The sequence below is a fragment of the Streptomyces sp. NPDC048419 genome, assembly GCF_043200415.1.
GTDB lineage: Bacteria > Actinomycetota > Actinomycetes > Streptomycetales > Streptomycetaceae > Streptomyces.
This window is the reverse complement of record NZ_JBICXT010000026.1, coordinates 89,625-113,440: the sequence shown is the minus strand read 5'-3', so window position 1 is coordinate 113,440 and position 23,816 is coordinate 89,625. Positions and strand designations below refer to the sequence as shown.

Annotated in this window: 25 protein-coding genes; 10 read left to right on the top strand and 15 right to left on the bottom strand. The window is 71.2% G+C overall.

The window, feature by feature from the left end; translation table 11 throughout:
• Positions 1–149 precede the first annotated feature (149 nt).
• Positions 150–587 carry a MarR family winged helix-turn-helix transcriptional regulator gene (locus tag ACGFYN_RS38060; protein WP_393870546.1) on the bottom strand — a complete coding sequence of 146 codons (438 nt, stop codon included), beginning with the start codon at positions 585–587 and terminating at the stop codon, positions 150–152.
• A 115-nt stretch (positions 588–702) separates the two neighbouring features.
• Between ACGFYN_RS38060 and ACGFYN_RS38055 the strand changes: the two genes are divergently transcribed.
• On the top strand, positions 703–2,157 hold the full coding sequence (locus ACGFYN_RS38055; RefSeq protein WP_393870545.1) for an aldehyde dehydrogenase family protein: 1,455 nt from the start codon (positions 703–705) through the stop codon (positions 2,155–2,157).
• Between the two features lie 39 nt (positions 2,158–2,196).
• A complete protein-coding gene (locus ACGFYN_RS38050; RefSeq protein WP_393870544.1) occupies positions 2,197–3,303 on the top strand; it encodes an NAD(P)-dependent alcohol dehydrogenase in 1,107 nt (368 codons plus the stop codon).
• A 10-nt stretch (positions 3,304–3,313) separates the two neighbouring features.
• On the opposite strand, the gene ACGFYN_RS38045 is transcribed toward ACGFYN_RS38050, so the two are convergent.
• On the bottom strand, positions 3,314–4,264 hold the full coding sequence (locus ACGFYN_RS38045) for an NADP-dependent oxidoreductase (protein ID WP_393870543.1): 951 nt from the start codon (positions 4,262–4,264) through the stop codon (positions 3,314–3,316).
• Positions 4,265–4,351: 87 nt separating this feature from the next.
• On the opposite strand from ACGFYN_RS38045, the gene ACGFYN_RS38040 reads away from it, so the two are divergent.
• Positions 4,352–5,311, top strand: a complete 960-nt coding sequence (locus ACGFYN_RS38040) for a GlxA family transcriptional regulator (RefSeq protein ID WP_393870542.1) — start codon at positions 4,352–4,354, stop codon at positions 5,309–5,311.
• Here the strand turns inward: ACGFYN_RS38040 and ACGFYN_RS38035 are convergent.
• From ACGFYN_RS38035 to ACGFYN_RS38025, 3 genes are all read right to left on the bottom strand, one after another.
• Entirely contained in the window at positions 5,308–6,549 is a 1,242-nt protein-coding gene (locus ACGFYN_RS38035) for a PucR family transcriptional regulator (protein ID WP_393870541.1), read from the bottom strand. The genes ACGFYN_RS38040 and ACGFYN_RS38035 overlap by 4 nt on opposite strands.
• A gap of 134 nt (positions 6,550–6,683) precedes the next feature.
• Positions 6,684–8,318 (bottom strand): amidohydrolase, encoded by a 1,635-nt coding sequence (locus ACGFYN_RS38030; protein WP_393870540.1) that lies wholly within the window; start codon positions 8,316–8,318, stop codon positions 6,684–6,686.
• A 51-nt stretch (positions 8,319–8,369) separates the two neighbouring features.
• Positions 8,370–9,872, bottom strand: coding sequence for an APC family permease (locus ACGFYN_RS38025; RefSeq protein ID WP_393870539.1), 1,503 nt, complete (start codon positions 9,870–9,872; stop codon positions 8,370–8,372).
• A 128-nt stretch (positions 9,873–10,000) separates the two neighbouring features.
• Between ACGFYN_RS38025 and ACGFYN_RS38020 the strand changes: the two genes are divergently transcribed.
• Together ACGFYN_RS38020 and ACGFYN_RS38015 are read left to right on the top strand one after the other, a co-directional pair.
• On the top strand, positions 10,001–10,714 hold the full coding sequence (locus ACGFYN_RS38020; RefSeq protein ID WP_393870538.1) for a TetR/AcrR family transcriptional regulator: 714 nt from the start codon (positions 10,001–10,003) through the stop codon (positions 10,712–10,714).
• A 131-nt stretch (positions 10,715–10,845) separates the two neighbouring features.
• Positions 10,846–11,238 (top strand): VOC family protein, encoded by a 393-nt coding sequence (locus tag ACGFYN_RS38015; RefSeq protein ID WP_393870537.1) that lies wholly within the window; start codon positions 10,846–10,848, stop codon positions 11,236–11,238.
• A gap of 15 nt (positions 11,239–11,253) precedes the next feature.
• On the opposite strand, the gene ACGFYN_RS38010 is transcribed toward ACGFYN_RS38015, so the two are convergent.
• Both ACGFYN_RS38010 and ACGFYN_RS38005 read right to left on the bottom strand, forming a co-directional pair.
• The gene (locus tag ACGFYN_RS38010; protein ID WP_393870536.1) at positions 11,254–11,577 is read right to left on the bottom strand and encodes a DUF4235 domain-containing protein; all 324 of its coding nucleotides are present in this window, start codon (positions 11,575–11,577) and stop codon (positions 11,254–11,256) included.
• A gap of 2 nt (positions 11,578–11,579) precedes the next feature.
• Positions 11,580–12,593, bottom strand: coding sequence for a glutathione S-transferase family protein (locus ACGFYN_RS38005; RefSeq protein WP_393870535.1), 1,014 nt, complete (start codon positions 12,591–12,593; stop codon positions 11,580–11,582).
• Between ACGFYN_RS38005 and ACGFYN_RS38000 the strand changes: the two genes are divergently transcribed.
• Positions 12,592–13,686: a cation diffusion facilitator family transporter gene (locus ACGFYN_RS38000; RefSeq protein ID WP_393870534.1), complete on the top strand. Its 1,095-nt coding sequence runs from the start codon at positions 12,592–12,594 to the stop codon at positions 13,684–13,686. The two genes, ACGFYN_RS38005 and ACGFYN_RS38000, sit on opposite strands and share 2 nt — an antisense overlap.
• 74 nt (positions 13,687–13,760) lie before the next feature.
• Here ACGFYN_RS38000 and ACGFYN_RS37995 read toward each other — a convergent pair whose 3' ends face one another.
• The gene (locus ACGFYN_RS37995) at positions 13,761–14,204 is read right to left on the bottom strand and encodes a nitroreductase family deazaflavin-dependent oxidoreductase (protein ID WP_393870533.1); all 444 of its coding nucleotides are present in this window, start codon (positions 14,202–14,204) and stop codon (positions 13,761–13,763) included.
• A 321-nt stretch (positions 14,205–14,525) separates the two neighbouring features.
• On the opposite strand from ACGFYN_RS37995, the gene ACGFYN_RS37990 reads away from it, so the two are divergent.
• Together ACGFYN_RS37990 and ACGFYN_RS37985 are read left to right on the top strand one after the other, a co-directional pair.
• Positions 14,526–15,725: a cytochrome P450 gene (locus ACGFYN_RS37990; protein WP_393870532.1), complete on the top strand. Its 1,200-nt coding sequence runs from the start codon at positions 14,526–14,528 to the stop codon at positions 15,723–15,725.
• Between the two features lie 13 nt (positions 15,726–15,738).
• Positions 15,739–15,933, top strand: a complete 195-nt coding sequence (locus ACGFYN_RS37985; RefSeq protein WP_393870531.1) for a ferredoxin — start codon at positions 15,739–15,741, stop codon at positions 15,931–15,933.
• A gap of 123 nt (positions 15,934–16,056) precedes the next feature.
• Here ACGFYN_RS37985 and ACGFYN_RS37980 read toward each other — a convergent pair whose 3' ends face one another.
• Positions 16,057–16,608, bottom strand: coding sequence for a TetR/AcrR family transcriptional regulator (locus ACGFYN_RS37980; RefSeq protein WP_393870565.1), 552 nt, complete (start codon positions 16,606–16,608; stop codon positions 16,057–16,059).
• A 116-nt stretch (positions 16,609–16,724) separates the two neighbouring features.
• On the opposite strand from ACGFYN_RS37980, the gene ACGFYN_RS37975 reads away from it, so the two are divergent.
• A complete protein-coding gene (locus ACGFYN_RS37975) occupies positions 16,725–17,183 on the top strand; it encodes a nuclear transport factor 2 family protein (RefSeq protein WP_393870530.1) in 459 nt (152 codons plus the stop codon).
• 25 nt (positions 17,184–17,208) lie between these two features.
• Positions 17,209–17,742 (top strand): flavoprotein, encoded by a 534-nt coding sequence (locus tag ACGFYN_RS37970; protein WP_393870529.1) that lies wholly within the window; start codon positions 17,209–17,211, stop codon positions 17,740–17,742.
• 14 nt (positions 17,743–17,756) lie between these two features.
• Here the strand turns inward: ACGFYN_RS37970 and ACGFYN_RS37965 are convergent, their stop codons facing one another.
• The 6 genes from ACGFYN_RS37965 to ACGFYN_RS37940 all read right to left on the bottom strand — a co-directional run bounded on the left by ACGFYN_RS37965 (position 17,757) and on the right by ACGFYN_RS37940 (position 23,814).
• The gene (locus ACGFYN_RS37965; RefSeq protein ID WP_393870528.1) at positions 17,757–18,356 is read right to left on the bottom strand and encodes a dihydrofolate reductase family protein; all 600 of its coding nucleotides are present in this window, start codon (positions 18,354–18,356) and stop codon (positions 17,757–17,759) included.
• 107 nt (positions 18,357–18,463) lie between these two features.
• A complete protein-coding gene (locus ACGFYN_RS37960; protein ID WP_393870527.1) occupies positions 18,464–19,765 on the bottom strand; it encodes an alpha-glucosidase/alpha-galactosidase in 1,302 nt (433 codons plus the stop codon).
• Complete coding sequence (locus ACGFYN_RS37955) at positions 19,762–20,709, bottom strand: carbohydrate kinase family protein (protein WP_393870526.1); 948 nt, start codon at positions 20,707–20,709, stop codon at positions 19,762–19,764. Before ACGFYN_RS37955 ends, ACGFYN_RS37960 begins: the two co-directional genes overlap by 4 nt.
• Positions 20,706–21,527: a carbohydrate ABC transporter permease gene (locus tag ACGFYN_RS37950; protein ID WP_393870525.1), complete on the bottom strand. Its 822-nt coding sequence runs from the start codon at positions 21,525–21,527 to the stop codon at positions 20,706–20,708. The genes ACGFYN_RS37955 and ACGFYN_RS37950 overlap by 4 nt, the downstream gene beginning before the upstream one ends.
• The gene (locus ACGFYN_RS37945; protein WP_393870524.1) at positions 21,524–22,486 is read right to left on the bottom strand and encodes a carbohydrate ABC transporter permease; all 963 of its coding nucleotides are present in this window, start codon (positions 22,484–22,486) and stop codon (positions 21,524–21,526) included. The genes ACGFYN_RS37950 and ACGFYN_RS37945 overlap by 4 nt, the downstream gene beginning before the upstream one ends.
• 23 nt (positions 22,487–22,509) lie before the next feature.
• Positions 22,510–23,814, bottom strand: coding sequence for an ABC transporter substrate-binding protein (locus tag ACGFYN_RS37940; RefSeq protein WP_393870523.1), 1,305 nt, complete (start codon positions 23,812–23,814; stop codon positions 22,510–22,512).
• Positions 23,815–23,816: the final 2 nt, after the last annotated feature.

Sequence of the window (23,816 nt, the reverse complement as noted above, 5' to 3'; positions counted from 1 at the left end):
GGGTGACATCGTGCGGCGAGCGTAACGAGCGCGGGCGAGCCCCCGGGTCCCCAGCGAGCGCAAATTCGTTTTCCGCCCAGCAAGTTACCCTCGTTGGAGTGAATTTGAGCATGTTCGGTTGACATATGTCTGCGAATTGCGCCGAACCCTTACGACAGTGCGTGCCAGGATTTGGAAAGTGCCTGGCGGAACTGCTCGGTCTGGCGCGACGTGAGATCCCGCACCATCCGCTCCTCGAGCCGCCGGACGGGGTCCGCGTGCCGCGCGAGGACCTGGCGGCCGGCGGCCGTGAGCAGGATCAGCAACTCGCGGCGGCTGTGCGGATTGCGCTCCCGGCGCACCAGCCCGCGGCTCTCCAGGGACCGTACGAGATCGGCGATGGACTGGGCGGTGACGAACGAGTCGCGGGCGAGCTGCGCCGCGGACAGTCCGTCGTGCCGCTCCAGGACCGTGAGCGCGGTGTACTGCAGGGCGGTGATCCCGGACGGCCTGACCAGCTCGTCCAGATGGGCACGCACCACCAACTCCACCTGCTTGACCATGTAGAGCAGTGAGGGGGACGTCTTGGCCGCCTGTGCTTCGAGCATGACTTCAGTCTAGGGCATTGACAGGAATCCTGTCTGTATCGAGACTGCACGACAGAGTCCAGATCAACAGGAATCCTGATACTTGAAAGCTTGGATACGACGCTGAGGAGCGGCGATGACCACCTTCGAGACCGAACCCGGCCGGCTCTTCGTCGGGGGACAGTGGCGCGAGGCCGCCGACGGAGCGCGCACCGAGGTGGTCGACCCGTCCCGGGGCACGGTCGTCACCACCGTCGCCGAGGCGGGCGCCGCCGACGTGGACGCGGCGGTGCGGACCGCACGCGCGGCCTTCGACGACGGCGCCTGGTCCGGCCTCAGCGGCCGCGAGCGCGGCCGCGTCCTGCACCGCGTCGCCGAGCTCATCCGCGAGAACGCCGACGAGCTGGCCCGGCTGGAGAGCCTGGACGTCGGCAAGCCCCTCTCGCTGTGCCACGCCGTCGACGTGACCAACGCGGCCGACGACTACGAGCACTTCGCCGCCCTCGCCCATTCGCTCGACGGCTCCGTCCGCGACACCCCCATGAACGCCCTCGCCTACACCAAGCGCGAGCCGCTCGGCGTGGTCGCCGCGATCACGCCCTTCAACTTCCCTCTGATCCTTGCCGGTTCGAAGATCGGCCCCGCGCTCGCCGCCGGCAACACCGTGGTTCACAAGCCCGCCGACGAGACCCCGCTCAGCGCCCTTTACATGGCCAGGCTGTTCCAGCAGGCGGGTGTGCCGGACGGGGTGGTCAACGTGGTCACCGGCACCGGCCCGGTGGCGGGCGAGGCGCTGCTGCGCCACCGCGGCATCGACAAGATCGCCTTCACCGGCTCCACCGCGACCGGCCGCCATGTGGCGCGGGTGGCCGGTGAGGCGCTCAAGCCCGTCACGATGGAACTCGGCGGCAACGCCGCCCACCTCGTCTTCGAGGACGCCGACCTGGAGAGCGCCGTCGGCGCGATCATCAAGGCGTTCGTCTTCAACACCGGCCAGTTCTGCATGGGCGGTCCGCGCCTGCTCGTCGCCCGCCCGGTCCACGACACCCTGCTCGGCATCCTCGCCGACGCGGTGCCAGGCGTCCCGGTCGGCGACCCCCGGCGGCCCGAGACCGTCGTCGGACCGATGGCGGGGGAGCGGCACCTGAAAAAGGTCGAGGAGTACGTCGACCTCGCCCGCAAGGAAGGCGGCCGGATCGTCTGCGGCGGCGAACGGCTCGACCTCGGCGGCGGCTACTACTACCGGCCCACGGTCGTCGCCGGCCTGCCGAACGACTCCCGCGTCGTCCAGGAGGAGATCTTCGGCCCGGTCCTCACGGTGCAGTCCTTCGACACCGAGGACGAGGCGGTCGAACTCGCCAACTCGACGCCGTACGGCCTGGCTTCGGGCATCCAGACGCAGAACCTCGCCCGCGCCCACCGCGTCGCCGGCCGGCTCCAGGCGGGCATCGTCTGGATCAACGACTGGGCGCTGCTCGACCCGGCGGTGCCCTTCGGCGGCGTCAAGGACTCCGGCTTCGGCCGCGAGTACGGCCCCGAGTCGCTCGCCGCGTACACCAAGGTCAAGTCCGTCGTCGTCTCACTCGCCTGAGCCCGACGAAACCGCCGTAGAAACAAGGGAGTTCATGCGATGTCCCGCATCACCCGCGCCGCGGTCGTCGAGTCCGGCGGCGCGCCGTTCACCCTCGCCGACGTCGAGCTCGACGCGCCAGGACCGCACGAGGCCGTGGTCCGCATGGTGGCCACCGGGCTGTGCCACACCGACCTCACCGTCGCGAGCGGCGGCCTGCCCTTCCCGCTGCCCGGCGTGCTCGGACACGAAGGCGCCGGCGTGGTCGAGGCCGTCGGCCCGGCGGTGACCGGCGTGGCCCCGGGCGACCACGTCGTGCTGTCCTTCACCTCCTGCGGCGCGTGCCGCAACTGCCAGGGCGGCCACCCCGCCTACTGCGCGACCTGGCTGCCGCTGAACCTGCTCGGCGGCCGGCGCGCCGACGGCACCAGCACCGTCCACCGCGACGGGGCCCCGCTCGGCGGCCACTTCTTCGGCCAGTCCTCCTTCGCCGAGCGGGCGTTGGCGGACGAGCGCAGCCTCGTCAAGGTCGACGCGGACGTGCCGCTGGAGTCGCTCGCTCCGCTCGGCTGCGGCGTACAGACCGGAGTGGGCGCCGTCTGGAACGTGCTGAGGCCGGCCACGGGCAGTACCGTCGTCGTCCTCGGCGCCGGAGCCGTCGGCCTGTCCGCCGTGATGGCCGCCGCGCTCACTCCTGCGACGCGCGTCGTCGCCGTGGACAGAGTGGGTGAACGCCTTTCGCTGGCACGGGAGTTGGGCGCCACCCACACCGTCAACAGTGCCGACGCGGACCTCGGCGAAGCACTCGCGGAGATCACCCGCGGTCAGGGCGCCGACGGCGTCGTGGAGACCACCGGCAGCGCCGCCGTGCTGCGCCAGGGCGTCGACGCGCTCGCCGCGCGCGGCACCCTGGTGGTGGTCGGCGCCCCGCCGTTCGGCACCGAAGTCGCCCTGGACGTCAACGGGTTGCTGGCCGGTAAGCGGATCGTCGGCCTGACCCTCGGCGACGCCGAGACACAGACGTTCATCCCGGCCCTGGTCCGTCTGGTGAAGGAGGGGCGGCTCCCGCTGCACCGCCTGATCAGTAGCTATCCGTTCACGGAGATCGACCAGGCGGTGCGGGACATGCGGGCGGGCAAGGCGATCAAGCCCGTGCTCACGTTCTGAGCCTTCCGGCTCAGTCCATCCGCAGGACCAGCTTGCCGGAGGTGCGGCCGGTCTCGCCGAGCCGGTGTGCCTCGGCGGCCTGGGCCAGCGGGAAGGTGCCGGCGATCTCGGGGCGCAGCTTCCCCGCCTCCACCAGCTCCGTGATCGCGTCCAGGTCGCTGTGGGAGGCGTCGACGAGCATCCGCACCGCCCGGACGCCGAGCCGCTCGGCCTCGTCGGGGAACTCGTCGGAACCGATGGGAATGATCGAGACGACGATCCCGCCCGGACGCAGCACCCGCAGCGAGCGCAGGGCCGTGTCGCCGCCCATCGTGTCCAGGACCACGTCGACGTCCTTGACGGCCTCGGCGAAGTCCGCCTCCCGGTAGTCGACCGCCTCGTCCACACCGAGCCCGCGCAGGAACTCGTGCTTGCCCGCGCTCGCGGTGCCGATCACGTACGCGCCGCGCGCCTTGGCGATCTGCACGGCCACATGGCCGACCCCGCCCGCCGCCGCGTGCACCAGCACCCGCTGTCCCGGCCGTACGTCGGCGTACTCGACCAGGGCCTGCCACGCGGTCAGCGAGACCAGCGGCAACGCGCCCGCCCGCGTGTGGTCGAGGGAGGCCGGCTTGTGCGCGAACCAGCGCGCCGGGGCGGTCACGTACTCGGCGTGCGAGCCGTGGCCGAAGGGGTACGACAGCATGCCGTAGACCTCGTCGCCGGGCTGGAAGCGGGCGACGCCGATGCCGGTCGCCTCGACCACGCCCGAGACGTCCCAGCCCAGGACGAAGGGCGGCTCGCCCAGGAAACCGCCGGTCGCGCGGTGCTTCCAGTCGGTCGGGTTGACGCCGGCGGCGCGGACCCGGACCAGTACCTCGTTGGTGCGCGGCTCGGGGCGGGGCAGCTCCACTTCCTTCAGGACCTCGGGACCGCCGAGGACGTCCTGGCTGATGGCTCGCATGGTGTTCACAGTGCTCATGGTGAACCAGCCTGCCGTGGCCCGCCCGGCAAGAAAATGGCACGATTGCCAACCTTCGATAAGATCGTGCCATGAGCGGTGAACGACATGAGCGGTGAACGACAGGTGGAACGGGTCGTCGTACTGGCCCTGGACGGCGTCTATCCCTTCGAGCTCGGCATCCCCAGCCGGATCTTCGGCGCGGCCGACGGCCGGTACGAGGTGCTGACGTGCTCCGTGGACGGCCAACCGGTGCGCAGCTGCGCCGACTTCACGATCGGCGTCGAGCACGGGCCGGAGATCCTGGACACGGCCGACACGGTGGTGGTCGCCTCCATGACGCCCTCACGTATCCCCGCCGAGCTGCCCCCAAACGTCGCCGCCGCGCTCGCCCGGATCCGGCCGGACGCGCGCATCGTCTCCATCTGCACGGCCGCCTTCGTCCTGGCGGCGGCGGGCCTGCTTGAGGGCCGCAGGGCCACCACGCACTGGCAGGTGACCGACCACTTCCGGCGGCGCTACCCGCACGTCGAGGTGGACCCCGACGTCCTCTTCGTCCACGACGGACGCATCCTCACCTCGGCCGGTGCCGCCTCCGGCGTCGACGTCTGCTTGCACATCGTGCGCACCGACCACGGCAGCGAGCTGGCCAACGCGGTGGCCCGCCGCTGTGTCGTACCGCCCTTCAGGGACGGCGGCCAGGCGCAGTACATCGAGCAGCCGGTCCCGCAGAGCGGGGCCGCGAGCACCGCCGCCACCCGGGCGTGGGCCCTGGAGCGCCTGGACGAGCCGCTCTCGCTGGCCGAGCTGGCCGGCCACGCCAGGATGAGCCTGCGCACCTTCGCCCGCCGCTTCAACGAGGAGGTCGGTCTCAGCCCCGGCCGCTGGCTCGTCCAGCAGCGCGTGGCCCGGGCGCGGCACCTGCTGGAGTCCAGCGACCTGCCCGTCGATCAGATCGCCGGCCATGTCGGCTTCGCGACGGGCGCCTCGCTGCGGCAGCATCTGCACGCGGCGATCGGAGTGTCGCCGCAGGCGTACCGGCGCACGTTCCAGGCGGCCGCGCGCTAGCCGCTGTTCGCGGCCGGACCCTGAGCGGAGCCCACGCTCCGGCGCAGCTCCAGTGCGCGCAGAGCCAGCTGCATCTCGAACTGGGCCGTGTGGTCGTGCAGTTGGGCACCGAACAGCTCGTCCAGCTGGCGCATGCGGTAGCGCACCGTCTGGGGGTGCACGGCCAGGCGGACGGCCACCTCGCTGGCGTTGCGCCCGCACTGCAGCCAGCTGAGCAGGGTCTCCGCGAGGCGTTCGCGCTGTGGCGGGCGCACTCGCTCCAGCGGCCGCAGCCGGTGCTCGGCCATCGCGTCGATCAATGCGTCGTCGCGGAGCAGCAGCAGCGTGGTCAAGTGCTCCTGGCAGCGCACCATTCCGGTCTCGGCGAGGACGCCGCGACGCATCAGATCCAGCGCCTCGGACGCCCAGCGCAGCGACCGCGCGCCGTCCTGAAGCGCCACGGTCGGGCCCATCGCCGCCCGCAGCCCTTGCAGCGCCCCCGCCATGGCCCGCACCCGGCCGGGCCCCTCGGGGTCCGGCACCACCAGCACGGCCGGCCGGACGTCGAAACGGGCGAGCAGCTCGGGCGCCACGATCGGGTGCGAGCCCGCCTTCGGGCAGTGGTCGAGCGCGACGACCGCGACCGCCCGCGGCACCGGCCAACGCGCGCTGCGCGCGAGTTCCGCGATCGCCTCCACCGAGGCCGGGGGATCCGCGGTGAGCAGATCGATCAACCGCGTACGCCGCTGCTGCAGTTCACCGGCCGCGTGCAGCCGCGCCTCCGTGAACCCGGCGGTCGTCGCGGCGGCCATCTCGTCCAGGTGCAGGAACAGGGCCTCGCCGAAGGCCGCCAGCACATTGCGCGGCAGCAGGTCGGCGTCCACCAGCGCGTTCACCCGCCGCCACGTCATCCGCGCGCCCAGCCGCAGCGCCGACTGGAACGAGTCGAGGCTGCGGCCTTCCTCCGCCTCACCGCGCCCGATGCGCCGGTACGTCGCCTTCACCGGCTCCCAGTCCGTGTCCGGCTTCGCCATGCGCTCCAGGAAGCCCTGCAGCGCATGGTCCACGCCCCGGTGCACCCCCTGCATATAGGTGTCGTCGGCGGGACGCGCGTACTCGGGGATCTCGGTCCTGATCGCCTCGACGACCTCCTCGGTGATGTCGGCGAAGAACGGTCTGAGGTGGTGGTGCAGGTCCGCCGGCAGCGCGTTGAACGCACTGCCCGGCTCATCGACCGGCACAGCAACTCTCTTCGGCACGGCCGCGACTTTACCCGTCCGTAATCCGTCAGGGCTTATCAGCGGCGGACAGGCATGGGTCCTGTCGTTGTCATCGAGGGACAAGTGCGGTGTGGAAGATCTACGCGTGACCTCACCGTGACGTCCGTTACTGCTCACGCCTCTTGTGCTGCGTACACCGCCTTCCCTCCCACGTACGTCAGGGCCACACCCGTCTCCGCGATCTCCGCGGTCGGCCCGTCGAACGGGTCGCGGTCCAGGACCACCAGGTCGGCCAGTGCGCCGACCTGAATCCGGCCGGTGTCGTCGAGGTGGTTCACATACGCCGATCCCGCGGTGTACGCGGTCAACGCATCGGTGAGGGACAGCCGTTCGCCGGGCAGGAACACCGGGACGCCGTCGCCGTCGGGTGCCAGGCGGTTGACCGCGACATGGATGCCCTGAAGCGGATCGGGGCTGCTGACCGGCCAGTCGCTGCCCGCCGCGAGCCGGGCCCCCGAGCGCAGCAGCGCGCCGAACGGGTACTGCCACGCGGCCCGTTCGGACCCCAGGAAGGGAATGGTCAGCTCGTCCATCTGCGGTTCGTGCGCGGCCCACAGGGGCTGGATGTTCGCCGTGGCACCGAGCGGTGCGAACCGCGGCACGTCCTCGGGGTGCACGACCTGAAGGTGCGCCAGATGCGGCCGGGTGCCGCTAGGCCCGTTCGCCGCCCGTGCGGCCTCGATCGCGTCCAGCGCGTCCCGTACGGCGCGGTCGCCCAGCGCGTGGAAGTGGCACTGGAAGCCGAGGGCGTCCAACTCGGTGACGTACTTGGGCAGTTGACCCGGGTCGATGAAGCTCTTGCCGTGGTTGGCGGTGGCGCAGCCGCATCGGTCCAGGTACGGGTCGAGCAGTGCCGCCGTGCCGTTCTCGGCGACCCCGTCCAGCATCAGCTTCACTGTGCCCGCGCGGAACCGCCCGTAACTCAACGCGTCCCGCTTCTCGGCGAGTTCGGGGATCTGCTCGGACCCGCGCTCCCGGTCCCACCACAGCGCCCCGCGGACCCGCGCGGTCAGCGAGCCGTCGCGTGCGGCCGCCAGATAGGCGCCGGCCGGGTCTTCCATGCCGAGGAAGTCCCCGACGAGCGCGTCCTGCCAGGCCGTGATGCCGAGGGCGTGCAGATGCCGCTGCGCGTGCAACAGCGCCGCCAGCCGGTCCGACGCGCCGGCCGGCGGAGTCAGCCGCCCGACCAGCTGCATCGCACCCTCCTGCAGCGTGCCGCTCGGCTCGCCCGCCGCGTTGCGCTCGATCCGCCCGTCTGCCGGATCCGGAGTGTGGCGGTCGATGCCCGCCAGCTCCAGGGCCCGGCTGTTGGCCCAGGCGCCGTGGTGGTCGCGGTTGGGCAGGTAGACCGGCCGGCCGGGCACGGCCGCGTCCAGGAGCTCCTTCGTCGGCGTACCGCCCTCGAACGCCTCCATGGACCAGCCACCGCCCAGGATCCACTCCCGTTCGGGATGCGCCTCGGCATACGCGCGGACGGCGGCGACCGTCTCCCCGGCTGTCCGGGTCCCGGTCAGATCGCACTGGGACAGTTCCAGGCCGGCCGGGACGGGATGGACGTGCGCGTCCTGGAAGCCCGGCAGCAGCAACCGCCCGGCCAGGTCGACCACTTGGGTCCGCGGCCCGGCGAGCTCGTGGACCTCGTCGTGCCCGACGGCGGTGATGCGGTCGCCGATGACGGCCACGGCGGTTGCGGTGCGGCCCTCGGGGGTGAGGACCGGGCCGCCGGTGAAGAGGAGATCTGCGCGCATGTTCCTTTTCCTGGTGAGGTGGGGGAAGGTGCCGTTGAGCGCCGGACGTTCCTACGGAGCGGTCGGGAGCAACTGCGGTGCGTCGGCGTCGGTGCCGTCTCCCGTGCGGAAGTACGGCGACCTGCGCACCCACTTGGCCCAGGCCGCGGCCACGAAGCCCGAGGCGATCATCGCCAGGGGAGTGAGTAGCAGGAACCAGCCGTTGTCCGCACGGAGTTCGAGGTGGTCGGTCGAGGTGTAGAAGGACCAGCCGAGATAGCCGCCGAGGCCGAGCAGTGCCAGGGCGCTGAGCGTGGGCAGCACCACGGCCCGCACACCCTCCCGCGGGTTCTCGCGCAGCAGCGGGCGGAAGCGGACGGCAGCCGCGAGCGCCGTGAGCGCGTAGGAGAGGGCGACCACGATGCCCACGGCGCTCACCGTCGCCATGATCATGTCCGCGAGCCGCGGGATCACCAGGGCGAGAGCCGCGATCACCGTCGCCAGCGCGCCGATCAGCAGCGTCCCGGCGGCGGGGGTGCCGTAGCGGCGGCTGACCCGGGACCAGATGGGGCCCAGGGTGCGGTCCCGGCTCATCGCGAACATCCCGCGGGCCGTCGGGATGACCCCGGCCTGAAGCGAGGCGACGGCCGAGAACATCAGCGCCACGAGGGGGAGCGCCGCCATCGGCTGGGCGGCGAGCCGGTCTCCGAAGAACGCCAGTCCCTGGGCGCCGTGTCCGGCCAACTCCTTCTCGGACAACACCCGTTGGAAGGCGACCGAGCCGATCAGGAACAGCGTCAGCATGGTCACCAGTGTGATCAGCCCGGCGCGGGAGGCGTCCCGCGGATCGCGCACCTCCTCGTTGACGCTGAACGCGGCCTCGAAGCCCCAGTAGCAGAACACCGACAGCAGCAGCCCCTGCGCGAGCGCGGATGCCGACGGGATCGCGAACGGGTCGAACCAGCTCAGGCTGAAGGCGTGCGGGCCGGTGACGATGCCGTAGCCGCAGAACCCGAGCAGCACGACGTACTCGAAGATCAGCAGCCATGTCTGCAGCCGTGCCGCGGTCCTGATACCGGTGACGGCCGTCAGCGTGACCGCGACGAGGACAAGGATGCCGACCGCCGTGGTCTGCGCCGTCGAGCCCGGGTCCAGGGCGAGGCCGCCCAGCCGGTGCAGCCCGGCCTCCCCGGCGAGCTGTATCAGCGCCGAACCGGTGACCGCGGTCGTGTACGCGAGGAACGCCAGCGTCGCCACGATGTTCACCCAGCCGACCATGAAGCCCAGCCACGGGCTGAGCGAACGGCCCACCCAGACATAGCCGTTGCCCGCGTTCGGCTCCACCCTGTTCAGCCGGGAGAAGGCGCCCGCGATGCCGAGGACCGGCAGGAACGCCAGCAGCATGATGGCCGGCAGATGCAGGCCGACCACGCCGGCCGTCACGCCCAGACCGATGCCGATGCTGGTGGTCGCGGCCGTACTGGACGCGGCGATGGCGATGCCGTCCAGCACACCGAGGGATTTGCGCAGCGCGGGCCGCGCTGGTGGTTGTGCACCGAAGGGCTGATCGGACATGGCCGGTTCTCCGCTCGCACCGGGGGGCCTGGTCGGCCCCGGTGACCGCACATGAAACTGCCCGGGGACTTAACAGGTCAACAGTGTTGTCATAAGGTGACGGACCACCGGCCCCAGGGAGGCAGACCATGAGCGAGCGCGTCGTCCCGCCCGATGCCCGGCGGCGCAGACGCCCCACCAAGCAGGGCGTCGTCCTCTCCGAGGAGCTGATCGTCGCCACCGCGCTGCGCCTGATCGAGGAGCACGGCGCGGACGCCCTGTCGGTGCGCCGCCTCGGCCGCGCCCTCGGCGCCGACCCCAGCTCCCTCTACCGCTACTTCCGGCACACCGACGACCTGATGCTCGCCGTCACCGACGAGCTGATCGGCCGTACGCTGCGCACCTGGCGGCCCTCCGGCGACTGGCGCGCCGACCTGCGCGACCTCGGCCTGCGCATGCACGCGGGCGCCCTGGCGCATCCCCGAGCGGCCGTCCTGAGCTCCTACCGGGTGACCGGGCGCGGGTACGAGATCCAGGCCGTGGAGACCATCCTCGGCGTGCTGCGCGACGCCGGCTTCCCCGACGCCGAGGCGGTGCGCGTCTATCACGCCTTCGTCGACCAGTCCCTCGCGTTCGGCGCCCTCGACTCGGCGAGCGTCGCCCTGCCGAAGGCGGCCCGGGAGGCGGAGACGGCCGTGTGGCGGGCCACGTACGCCCGGCTGCCCGCCGAGACCCACCCGCACATCGCGGCGACGGCGCGCCATCTCGTGGCCGACATGAACCGCAGTTCCTACCCGGCCGCCCTGGACCTGCTGTTGAGCGCGGCGGCGGCGCGGCTTGCGGAGATCGAAGGAGGGCACTGACGGCGGCCGCCGGTCCTGAGGGCGTGGACGCGGAGGGCCCGGTAGGCGACTGAAACGGCCGGACCGGGATATCCGCGAAGGTACTGAGCGGCGGAGCACGACGCCCCGCGCCCGAACCGTACGGAGGAGACATGCCACTGGTGGAAGCGGGCTTCGTGGTGCTCGACTGCGCCGAGCCCGAGAAGCTCGCGGTGTTCTACATGGAACTGCTGGAGGCCGAGGAGACGGACGCGAGCGCGAACCGCGTGGAGATCAGGGGTGCCGACGGCATCCGGATGGCCTTCCGCCGCGACGTGAACGCGACCCCGCCGAGCTGGCCGCGCCCCGAGAACTCCCTCCAGGCCCACCTCGACTTCGTCGTGGCGGACCTGGACGCGGCGGAGCGCAAGGTGGTGGAGCTCGGCGGGCGCCCGCTGGAGACGAAGGACGCGGCCGGGCCGTTCGAGCAGCGCGGGTACGCCGACCCGGCCGGCCACTCCTTCGCCCTGCTCCGTGCCACGCCGAGGGCGCCCAAGCAGGGCTGAGGAGTCAGGCGGGCGTCAGTCCCGGCCGCCCTGGTCGGCGGCCGGCCAGACGCCCGTCGAGCGCTCGATGGCCTTCGCGCCCGTGCGGTCCACCGCACTGCGCACCACGGCGAACAGCGCGCCCTGGACCGCCGCCGCGAGCAGGATCTCACCCCAGCCGCGGTCCTGGTCCAGGGCGTCGGGTGCGTCCTCCTCGTGCCGCAGCGCCATCCACGTCTTGCGGAAGACGATCCCGGCGAGGGCTCCGCTGGTCCAGCCCATGACGAACCCCAGCGGCTTGTAGGCCAGAGGCAGCTTCATTTTCTTCTTCTTCGACTTCGCCACGTCTTTCTCCTCCATCGTCAGGGCCGCCCCTCGGCCGGAATTTCCTCGCCCGCGGGCACGGGCCCCGGTGGTGTCCCGTCGCCGAACGGACTCCCGCCCAGCTCCTCCCGGAAATGGGGCGCGAGCCAGCCGGACAGTTCCGGTCCGACGGGGACGATCCCGGTCGGGTTGATGCCGGTGTGGACCTGGTAGTAGTGCCGTTTGATGTGATCGAAGTCGACGGTGTCACCGAACCCGGGCGTCTGGTAGAGATCGCGGATGTACGCCCACAGGATCGGATTCTCCGTCAGCTTCCAGCGGTTGCACTTGAAGTGGCCGTGATAGACGGCGTCGAAGCGGACCAAGGTGGTGAACAGCCGGACGTCCGCCTCGGTGATCGTGTCGCCGACAAGATAACGCTGTCCCTCCAGTCGTCGCGTCAGCAGCTCCAGCCGCTGGAAGACACCCGTGCAGGCGTCCTCGTACTCCTTCTGGTCGGTGGCGAAACCCGCCCGGTACACACCGTTGTTGACGTCCTCGTAGACCTCCGCCATCACCGCGTCGATCTCGTCGCGCCGGTCCTGCGGGTACAGGTCGGGAGCCCCGTCGCGGTGCAGGGCGGTCCACTCGGTGGCGAGGTCGAGGGTGAGCTGCTGATAGTCGTTGGTGACCAGCTTGCCGCTGGGGATGTCGACGAGCGCGGGCACGCTCACCCCGCCCGGGTAGCCGGTCTCCCGCCGGTCGTAGGCCTCGCTCAGGAAACGGATGCCGAGGACCGGGTCGCGGCCGTCCGGGTCCAGGGTGAAGCGCCAGCTGCGGTCGTCCTGGATCGGGTCGGCGACGGCGAGGGACAGGGCGTCCTCCAGGCCGAGCAGCCGGCGCGAGACCAGGGCCCGGCTCGCCCACGGACAGGCACGGCTGACGACCAGCCGGTAACGCCCCGCCTCCACCGGCCACCCGTCCCGGCCGTCCGCCGTGACCCGGTCCGCGAAGTGGCTCCTGGACCGCCTGAACGAGTCGTGGCCGTACGACCTGCTGGCCGCGCCTCCCATGATTCCTCCCTGCGTCGTGTGGCTCCGTGAGCTACGCGTTCCCCGATTTCCGCCGCCCGCACGGTGTGATCCTGCAGCACAGGGGCATTCGGCGAAGGTGAGCGGGACATCCTCGAACTCCAAGAAGCCCAAGAACTCCAAGAGCTCCAAGACGGACCGCAGGACACGCATCACCGTGCTGGTGGCACTCACGGCGAACCTGCTGATCGCGGCGGCCAAGGCCGTCGGCGGACTGATCGCCGGCTCGCCCGCGCTGCTGTCGGAGGCTGCGCACTCCGTGGCCGACAGCCTCAACGAAGTCTTCCTGCTGGCCGCACTGCGCCGCAGCCGGCGCCCGGCCGACGAGCAGCATCCCTTCGGTTACGGCAAGGAACGGTTCTTCTGGTCGCTCCTCGCGGCCGTCGGGATCTTCGTCATGGGCGGCTGCTTCTCCGTCTTCCAGGGCGCCGAGGCCCTCAAGAACGGCGCCGACGAGAAACTCAGCGGCTATGTGGCGGGCCTGATCGTGCTCGGCGTCGCCTTCCTCGCCGAGGGCGCCTCGCTGCTGCGGGCCCTGCACCAGGTGCGCCGGCAGGGCGGCAAGGAGGGCATGCGTGACCCCGCGCTGCGCACGGTGGTCGCCGAGGACGGCACGGCGGTGCTCGGTGTGACACTGGCCGCCATCGGCATGGTGCTGCACATGGTCACGGGACAGGTGGCGTACGAGGCGTCGGCCTCGTTCGGGATCGGCGCGCTGCTGGTCTTCGTCGCCTACCGCCTGGGCCGCGAGGCGCGCGACCAGCTGATCGGGGAGTCCACGGACCCCGCGACGTCAAACCGGATCCGCTCCCTGCTGGCCGAGCAGCCCGAGATCGACAGCGTGGAGGCGCTGTTCACGATGAAGACCGGTCTCGACACGGCGCTGGTCGCAGCCCGGGTGGACCTGGTGCCGGGACTGGACAGCGAACAGGTCGAGGAAGTCGCCGTACGGATCAAGCGGTCCCTGGCCAGGGACGTGTCCGAGGCGGACCAGATCTTCCTCGACATCACCGACCGGCCGGCCGAGGAGGCACGGGAAAGCCCCGCCGCGACGGGGGAACGCGGCGGGGCCTGACGCACGCGTGCCCCGGGGCACCGGGTTCATGCACACGCGGACGAAGATTTTTTCGCTAGCCGGCCGGTTCTTCGCTACTCGGCCGGTTCGAGGACGAAGACCGGGATCTGCCGGTCGGTCTTCTTCTGGTAGTCGGCATACGGCGGATACGCCGCCACCGCACGCTCCCACCACTGGTCCTTCTCCGCGCCGGTGATCTCACGGGCCCTCATCTCCCACTTCGACGGCCCGTCCTGCAGCTCCACACGGGGATCACCCTTGAGGTTGTGGTACCAGGTGGGGTGCTTGGGAGCGCCGCCCTGGGAGGCGACCACGGCGTACCGCCCGTCGTGCTCGACGCGCATCAGCGGCGTCTTGCGGATCTTGCCGCTCCTGGCACCGCGGCTCGTGAGCACGATCACGGGCAGGCCGGTGTCCATCAGGGTCGTGCCCTTCGTGCCGCCGGAGCTCTCGTACAGCTCCACCTGGTCGCGCACCCACTGCTCCGGGCTGGGTTCGTACTCGCCCTCGAGAGGCATGACTTCCGTCCCATCGTCGAGTTCTTGCTGGCTGGCAGCATGCTTCAACACCTGTGTGCCCGCGATTCATCCACACCGGTGGTCCGTATCGGGCCACCACCATCTGCAGGCCCGGCGGCTTGATCACGCCACTCTACGGCGGCGCCTCCATGCTCCCGGGGCGATACCCGGCGCGGCGCGGGTGCCGGTCCGACACCTGTGCGAGCATCCCCGGCCAGAATGCCCCCACCACCGATCTGGCCGAACTTCTCGTCGCCCCATAGATGCCTCGGGCATCTAATGAAGATCTGCACGACGCACTCTTCGTCTGCGAGGTCTTCCATGCCGGAAACGGAACCTGTGGCCTTCCCCCAGGACCGGTCCTGCCCCTACCAGCCCCCCACCGCATACGAGCCCCTGCGTGCCACCCGCCCGCTGAGCCGGGTCACGCTCTACGACGGCCGTTCCGCCTGGCTGGTGACGGGTCACGCGCTCGCCCGCGACCTGCTCGCCGATCAGCGGCTGTCGACCGACCGTACCCACCCCGAATTCCCCGCGCCCACCGAGCGGTTCGCCGCGGTCAAGGAGCGGAGGCTGGCGCTGCTCGGCGTCGACGACCCGAAGCACCGCGTCCAGCGGCGCATGATGGTGCCCAGCTTCACCCTGCGGCGCGCCGTCGAACTGCGCCCGCAGATCCAGCAGATCGTGGACAAGCTGCTCGACACGATGATCGCGCAGGGGCCGCCCGCCGAGCTGGTGAGCGCCTTCGCGCTGCCGGTGCCGTCGATGGTGATCTGCGCCCTGCTCGGCGTGCCCTACGCCGACCACGAGTTCTTCGAGGGACAGTCGCGGCGCCTGCTGCGCGGGCCCAAGGTCGCGGACGTCGAGGAGGCGCGGCGCCAACTGGACGCGTACTTCGAGGAGTTGATCGACCGCAAACAGAAACAGGCCGTGCCGGGCGACGGGGTACTGGACGAACTCGTCCACCGGCAGCTGCGCGACGGGGAGCTGGACCGCCAGGACGTCATCGCCTTCGCGACCATCCTGCTGGTCGCGGGACACGAGACGACCGCCAACATGATCTCCCTGGGCACGTTCACCCTCCTCCAGCACCCGGAGCGGCTGGCCGAGTTGCGCCGCGATCCGGAGCTGCTGCCGTCCGCGGTCGAGGAGCTGATGCGCATGCTGTCGATCGCCGACGGGCTGCTGCGCAGGGCGACGGAGGACATCGACGCCGGCGGAACGACGATCCGGGCGGGCGACGGCGTGGTCTTCGCGACCTCGGTCATCAACCGCGACGAGGACGTCTACCCCGCGCCCGACACCCTAGACTGGCACCGGTCCGCCCGTCACCACGTGGCGTTCGGGTTCGGCATCCACCAGTGCCTGGGCCAGAACCTGGCCCGCGCCGAGCTGGAGATCGCCCTGCACACCCTCTTCGACCGGCTGCCGACGCTGCGCCTCGCCGCCCCGGCGGACGAGATCCCCTTCAAGCCCGGCGACACGATCCAGGGGATGCTGGAACTCCCCGTGACCTGGTAAGAGGCTGCACGTCATGCACATCGACATCGACAAGGACACCTGTATCGGCGCGGGTCAGTGCGCCCTGTCCGCCCCGAACGTCTTCACCCAGGACGACGACGGCTTCAGCACGCTGGTACCGGGCCACGAGGACGGCGGCGGCGACCCGATGATCCGGGAGGCCGCGCGAGCCTGCCCGGTGGGTGCGATCGCGGTGTCAGAGGGCTGAAGCCTCGTCCGGGCGCTCAGGCCCGGACGGGCTGGCGCGGAGCCGGACAGGGGCCGAGGCGGCACCCGCGGCAGAGCCGGGCGATGCCGAGGGGCGCCCGGGGCGGACCTCGGCCGTCGCGGCTCACCCGGCCCGCAGCAGGACCCGCGCCGCCTCCCGGGCCTCCCGTGCCGGCTCCGTGCCCCGGGCTATGCCCGCGGTGACCATGGCGCCCTCGGCCAGCAGGAACAGGTGACCGGTCAGGGTGCCGGAGAGGCCCGCGTCCGCCACGAGCTGGGCGACGTAGGCGCGGAACGCCCGCTTGTGGGACCGCACTTGGGCCGTCACACGCTCCGAGGTGGCGCCCAGTTCGCCGTAGGAGTTTATCCAGGCGCACCCGCGGAAGCCGTCCTCGCCGAACCACTGCTCCAGCCAGTCGAAGACGGCGAGGATCCGCTCCTCGGGGTCCTCGCGCCGCTGTACGAAGTCGGCGAGACGGGTGCGCCAGCGCGCGTCGCGTCGTTCCAGATATGCCTCGACCAGCTGCTCCTTCGCGGGGAACAGCTGGTACAGCCGCTTGAGCGAGACGCCTGACGCGCCCCGGATGTCGTCCATGCCGACGGACTGGATGCCCCGCCCGTAGAACAACTCCTCGGCGGCGTCCAGCGCCTGCTCACGGGCGACTGCGCTGTCCATGACGGCCATGCGGCGTACAACCTCTCCTTGACGCGAGAACGTGCGTTCTCCTACGGTAGCAGCCGGCTGGAGAACGCTCGTTCTCCGCTGCTTGCCCGCCCGTCGAGGAGGAATTCATGGCCGACCGTCCGCCCCTGCCCCCGTTCACCCGAGAAACGGCCGCGCAGAAGGTGCAGGCCGCCGAGGGCGCCTGGAACACCCGCGACCCGCACAAGGTGTCGCTCGCCTACTCCGAGAACTCGGTGTGGCGCAACCGCGGCGCCTTCGTCACCGGCCGCGACCAGATCGTCGAGTTCCTCACCGCCAAGTGGGAGCGTGAGCTGGACTACGCGCTGCGCAAGGACCTGTGGGCCTTCGACGGCAACCGCATCGCCGTCCGCTTCCAGTACGAGTGCCACGACGCCGACGGGCAGTGGTACCGCTCCTACGGCAACGAACTCTGGGAGTTCGACGAGCACGGCCTGATGACCCGCCGCGAGGCCAGCATCAACGACGTACCGATCGAGGAGAAGGAACGCCGCATCCACGGGCCGCGGCCCGAAGCCGAGCGCGGGCGGTCCTTCCCCCTTCAATAGGCGTCCCCTTGAGTAGGGTTCCCGGATGACCGAACAGGCCGGGAAACCCTTCCTCTACGTCGTCGTCTGCGCCGCCGGCATCGCCGCCGACGTCGGCAGGCTGATCACCGCCGCGCAGGCGCGGGGCTGGGAGGTCGGGGTCATCGCGACACCGGTCGCCATGAACGGCTTCTTCGACACCGCCGGCGTGGAGGCGCGGACCGGCCGCACCATCCGCTCCGCCTGGCGAACTCCCGGCGATCCACGGCCCTTTCCGTCGCCGGACGCCGTCGTGGTCGCGCCCGCCACCTTCAACACGATCAACAAATGGGCGGCGGGCCTGGCCGACACCCTGGCCGTGGCGACCCTGTGCGAGAGCCCCGGCCTGGGCGTCCCGGTCGCCGTACTCCCGTGCGTGGCCGACGCGTTGGCCGTCCACCCCGCCTACCAGGACAGCCTGATACGCCTGCGCGGGATGGGCGTCCGGTTCGGTGAGCCGTACTCGGGCGAGCCCGAACAGGACGGCTCACGAACGGAGTTCGGCTGGGAGCGGGCGCTGGACCTGCTGGCCCGCGGCTGACGCGCCCTCTCCCTTCAGGACCTGCCGCCGACCGTGAAGTAGAGGTGGGTGACCCCGGCGCTCTCGACGATCCGCGGTGCCGAGAGCGGGACCGGGGCCTTGGCGAGGTCTCCGACGAGCCGGGTGCCACCGCCCAGGAGCACCGGCACGAGATCGACATGGATCTCGTCCAGCAGCCCGGCGTCCAGGGCCTGGCGGGCCAGATCACCCGCGGCCACCCCGACGGCCCGCTCGCCCGCAGCCTCCCTGGCCTGGCGTACCGCACTGTCCAGGCCGTCGGTGACGAACGTGAACGGGGCGTCCGGGTGGTCCCAGTCCGTGGGGGCCCGGTGGGTCACGACGAAGACCGGCACCCCGAACGGATGGTTGCCGCCCCAGCCCTGAGTGACGTCGAACAGGTGGCGGCCGACGACCAGCGCTCCGAAGCCGTCCAACTGCTCGCGCAGGTGCCGGGCGCTGGCCGGGGAGACACGGAAGGACCAGCGCGGATCGGTGGACGGGACCTCCACCTCTCCGTTGCGATGCCAGGCGAAGAGGTGCTCGAAGCCCGTCTCGGCCGGTCCGGAGATGAATCCGTCGAGCGACATCGACGCCGAGGTGATCACTTTGCCCATGAGGTGCTCCCGTCCAGCGGTCCGTGGTGCACTACAGACTCCCCGACTCGCCGGAAGTCATCGCGGAAGGCGCGTGGGCAGCGCCCCCGGGCCTGGTCACCCGCCCGTCAGTGCCCCAGCTCAGCCCGCAACTCCGTCTGCAGCAGCTCTCCATGGGCCCGTACGAGGTCGTCGCACAGGTCCCAGATCCGCTCCACCGGCAGCGCCGCCGCCGTCGCCGGGTCGGCCATCGCGGCGTGCCGGATGTGGCGCGGGTCGCCGTCGATGGCGGCCCGGACCACCAGGTCGGTGACGGAGACATAGGCGCGGTTGAGCGCCGCGCACTGCGGGGGCAGGGCCCCTATGCGGGTCGGCTGGACACCCGACGCGTCGACCAGGCACGGCACTTCGACCACCGAGTCGGCCGGCAGGTTGTCGATCAGGCCGCGGTTGGGGACGTTGCCGTAGACCGTGCGCGGCGTGCCCGTCACCGTGCTGTGGATGATCTGCGGGGCGTACTCCAGCGTGCCCTCCACCGGCAGTGGGCGGCCCGCCGCGAGGGCCTCGCGGGTGTGCTCGTAGCTCGCCGCGTTCTCCTCGATGATCTCCAGATACGCGCCGACCGGCAGCCGGAGCCGCTCGATCTCGCTGTCGTGGTGCAGATACCAGGGCACGTACTCGGAGGAGTGCTCGCTCGTCTCGGTGGGGTAGTGGCCCAGCCTGCGGTACATGTCCACGCGGACCCGGCGCAGCAGACCGGGGTCGCGGGCGATCGCCTCGTCCAGGAGGGGATACAGGTTCTGCCCCTTGCGCTCGAAACGCAGTACCCACGCCTGGTGGTTGACGCCCGCGGCCAGATAGCCGACCTCCTCGAAGGGCACGTCCACCAGGGCGGACAGGTCGTGCATCGTCCAGTACACCGAGTGGCACAGGCCGGTGACCTTGAGCCGCGGGGCGATCCGGCTCAGATGAAGGACGTTCATCGCCATCGGGTTGGTGTAGTTCAACAGCTGTGCGTCGGGGCAGAGTTCGGCCATGTCCTCGGCGATGCCCTTGAGGACGGGGAACGTGCGCAGCGCCCGGAAGATGCCGCCGATGCCGAGCGTGTCGCCGATCGTCTGTCGCAGGCCGTAGCGGGCCGGAATCGCGAAGTCGGTGCGGGTGGCCGCGTCCATGCCGACCTGGATGATGTTGACGACGAAGTCGGCGTCCGCCAGCGCCGCCCGCCGGTCCAGGTGGGCGGAGACCACCGGCTTCGCCCCACGCACCTGCGCGATGTGCCGCGCGGCGCCCTCTGCGGTCGCCAGCCGTTCGGGGTCGATGTCGTGCAACGCGATGCGGGCGTGGGCGAGTTCGGGGAAGGCGAGCAGGTCCGCCAGCAGGCCCTGCGTGAACACCACGCTGCCCGCCCCCACGAAGGCGATCTTCATTCGTTCCCCTTCAGGTCGGCGACGGCACATGCCTCGTCCCACGTCGGCTGTGCCGCCGTACCGCCGTGGTCGCGGGTCGACAGGGAGCCGCACGCGACGGCGACCCCGACGGACGCGCGCAGGTCCAGTCCGCGCAGCCGCGCCGCGACGAAACCGGCGTCGAAACTGTCCCCGGCGCCCACCGCGTCGACCGGCTCGACGGGCACCGCGCCGACGCGCAGCAGTTCCCCGCCGGCGCAGGCGAGGGCACCGTCCGCGCCGTCCTTGACGACGACCGTCGGGCCATACCGCGTCAACGACTGTGCGGCGTCGGCGAGTCGGGCAGCACCCGACAGCGCCCGGGCCTCGGCGGCGTTCGGCAGCAGTACGTCCGTGACCTTCAGGACCGGGTCCAGGAGGGCGCGGTCCCAGCGGGCGGCGGGGTCGTCGTTGGTGTCGAGGGAGGTGGTCGCCCCGTGTGCGCGGGCCTCGGCGAAGACGTCGCCCAGCGATCGGGCGAGGAGTGGCATCAGGAAGAAGGAGGCCGCGTGCACGTGCCGCGCCCCGGCGAGCAGTTCGGCCGGCACGTCCTGCGGTCCCGTCGCGGCCAGACAGCCGGACGAGGTGAGGATCGCACGGTCGCCGTCGTTCGTGGTCACGATCGCCGTGAGCGGGGTGGGCAGTTGGGGGTCCACGACCAGATGGCCGACGTCCACGCCGCGCGCCGCGAGGGCCTGCCGTACGAATGCGCCCGCCGTGTCGTGGCCCACCCGCCCCGCGAAGGCGACCCGCAGTCCCAGGCGGGCCGCCCCGCACGCCATGATCGCCGCGGAGCCGCCCAGCACCAGCCGGCCGTGCTCCACGAGCTGTTCGCGCTGGCCGAACTCGAGCCCGCCGACCGGGCCGAGCACCACGTCGGGGTTGACGTCCCCGATCACCAGCAGGTCGTACGACACTTCGGTCACCCCTTGATCCCGCTCGACGTGAGCGACTGGACGAACGTCTTCTGGGCGAGCAGGAACGCGATCAGCACGGGCAGCACCGTGATCACGTTGCCCGCCATCACCGCGGACCACTTGGTGTGGTGCTGGCCCTGGAAGGTGGTCAGGCCCAGCTGGAGCGTGTACTGCGTGTCGTGGTTGATGGCGATCAGCGGCCACGACAGGTCGTTCCAGGCGGTGAGAAAGGTCAGGACGGCGACCGTGGCGAGCGCCGGCCGGGCCAGCGGCAGCACGATCGAGAACAGCACGCGCAGCCGTGAACACCCGTCGATCCAGGCGGCCTCCTCCATCTCGCGCGGCAGCGAGAGGAAGAACTGCCGGAACAGGAACACCGCGAAGGGCGTCACCAGCGACGGCACGATCAGCGCGCCCAGCGTGTCGATCAGTCCGAGCCACTTCATCACCAGGAACGTCGGGATCATCGTCAGCTGGAACGGCACCACCATCGTCGCCAGCATCAGCCCGAGCATCAGCCGCGACCCGCCGAACCGCATCCGTGCGAACGCGTACCCGCCGAGAGCGCCGAACAACAGGTTCGAGGCGACCGCGACCGTGGACACGATCAGGGAGTTGAGGAACCAGCGCGGGAACATCGCGTTGCCGAGCACATACCGGTACCCGCCCAGATGGATGCCGTCGGGCCACAGCGCGGGCGGGAAGCGGTTGATCTCCGCGTCCGACATCACCGAACTCAGCAGCAGCCACACCAGCGGCAGCGCGAAGGCCAGCGCGAGTGGCGCGAGCAGCAGATGCCAGGCGAGGGTCGTACGGCGCGCGTTCATCGGCCGACTCCTTCCGTACGGTCCTGCCGGCGTCGCACGAGATGCAGCGCGCCGCCCGCCAGCAGCAGCGCCGCAGCGAGGACGTACGCGGAGGCCGCCCCGTATCCGGCCGTGAAGAGCTGGAAGGCCTGCTGCCAGACGAAGTAGACGACGACGGTCGTGGAGTCGAGCGGCCCGCCCTTGGTCGTGACGTAGATCAGGTCGAACACCTGCAGGGCGGTGATGAGTTGCCACAGGAGCAGGAACACGATGACCGGCCTGAGCGTGGGCAAGGTGACGTTCCACAGGACCTGGCGGCGGTTCGCGCCGTCGAGCCGCGCCGACTCCACCAGTTCGGGCGGCACGTCCTGAAGCGCCGCCAGATACACCACGACGCAGAACCCGACGCCGTTCCACAGGGAGATCAGGACCAGCAGGTACAGCGCCTGGCCGGGGTCGGAGAGGAAGCCCTGCTTGGAGACGCCGAGATGGTGCAGCAGCGCGTTGGCGACGCCGAAGTCCGGGTCGAGGATGAAGGAGAACAGCACGCCCTGGGCCGTCGCCGACACCACGAACGGGATGAACACCAGGGTGCGGTAGAAGCCGATGAGGCGCAGACGGCGGTTGAGCGCCAGCGCGAGGGCGAGCCCGCCGACCAGGCTGAGGGGGACGTAGAGGGCGGAGTACAGCAGCGTGTTGCCCACCGCCGTACGGAAGTTGGGGTCCTGGACGAGGGCGCGGTAGTTGTCGAGACCCACCCAGCGGCCGGGCGTGACGAGGTCGTCCGCGCGGAACGACAGCAGCAGCGACCAGACGACGGGCACGACGCTCAGGCCGAGGATCACCACGACCGACGGACTGATGAAGGCCCAGGCGGTGGCCCGTTCGCGGCGGGCGCGACGGCGGGCGGCCCGCCGGTCGGTGGCCGGGACGGAGGGTGCCTGTGGGGCTAGTGTGAGGGCGCGGGGCAGTGTGGACATGACGGTCTCCCGTACCGGGGAAGTCACCTGGGGATCAGCAGGGCCGCGTCGGCCTTCTCGGCGCATCGGTGCACGGCGTCGGCCGGGGAGTCACGGCCGAGCAGGACGGACACGGCCGCCTCGCCGAGCGCCTGGGAGATCTGCGGGTACGCGGCGTGGATGGGGCGGACGCGGGCGGAGCGCAGGGCGTCGGTGAAGACGGCGAGGCCGGTGGTGTCGGCGCTGTGCCGCCGCCACTCCGGCCGGGCGGCCGTCGCCGTGCTCAGCGGCAGGCTGCCCGCCGAGGCGTCCCAGCGCACGTCCTGCGCGGGCTGCATCATCCAGCGCACGAACTCCTGGGCGGCCCGGGAGCGGGCGCTGCCGTTGTCGAACACGGTCCAGGTGTCCGGCCCCGAGATGGTCACGGCCCGCCCGCTGTAGGAGGGCAGCGGCACCACGTCGTAGTCGATGCCTGCGGTGATGATGTCCGGCAGCTGCCAGGGCCCGGTGGGGACCATGGCCATGCGGCTGCTGAGGAAGACCTGGTACATCTGCTCGCTGCCGGTCTTCATGTCGACGTACACGCTTTTGTCGTGGGCGAGTTGTGCGACCGTCTCCAGCGCCCGTACGCCCTGTTTCGCGAAGCCGATGTGCTTGCCGTCCGCCGCGACGACCTCTCCGCCGAGGTCCCAGATCATCGGCCACAGCCGCCAGACGGTGTCCTCGTCGCCGACGCCCGGCCAGCCCGTGCCGAACACGCCGCGGCCGGAGTCGGTCAACTGCTTGGCGGTGGCGGTGAACTCGTCCCAGGTCCAGCCGGCCTTCGGGAAAGCGACACCGGCCTGCCGGAACAGCTTGCGGTTGTAGACGACCGCGAGCGAGTCGAGCACCGCGGGCGCCGCCCGCACCTGGCCGTTGACGGTCACCGCCTCGCGCACCGGCTTCCAGTACGAGCTCCACGGCGTCGGCCCGTCGCGCATCGCGTCGGTCAGGTCGACCACGCGCGGCGAGCGCGCCACGCTGGCCAGGTCGGAGCCGAAGATGTAGGCGACGTCCGGGTAGGAGCCGGCCGCGAGCGCCGCGGTCACCTTCTGCAGCATCGCGTCGGAGAGGACCCCGCCGCCGCCCGCGTCGACGTGGATCGTGGGATGCGTGCGGTTGAAGTCGGCGACCAGCTTCTCCAGCGCCTTGCGGGCCGTGTCCGCCTGCCCGTGCCACAGCTCCACGGTCACCTTGCCGTCGGCGCCCACCCCGTCGGAGCCGCCTCGGTCGCAGCCGCTCACGGCGGCGACCGAGGCGGCGGAGGCCGCGCCGAGCAGCAGCCGGCGACGCGTCATGCCGTCGGTCATCG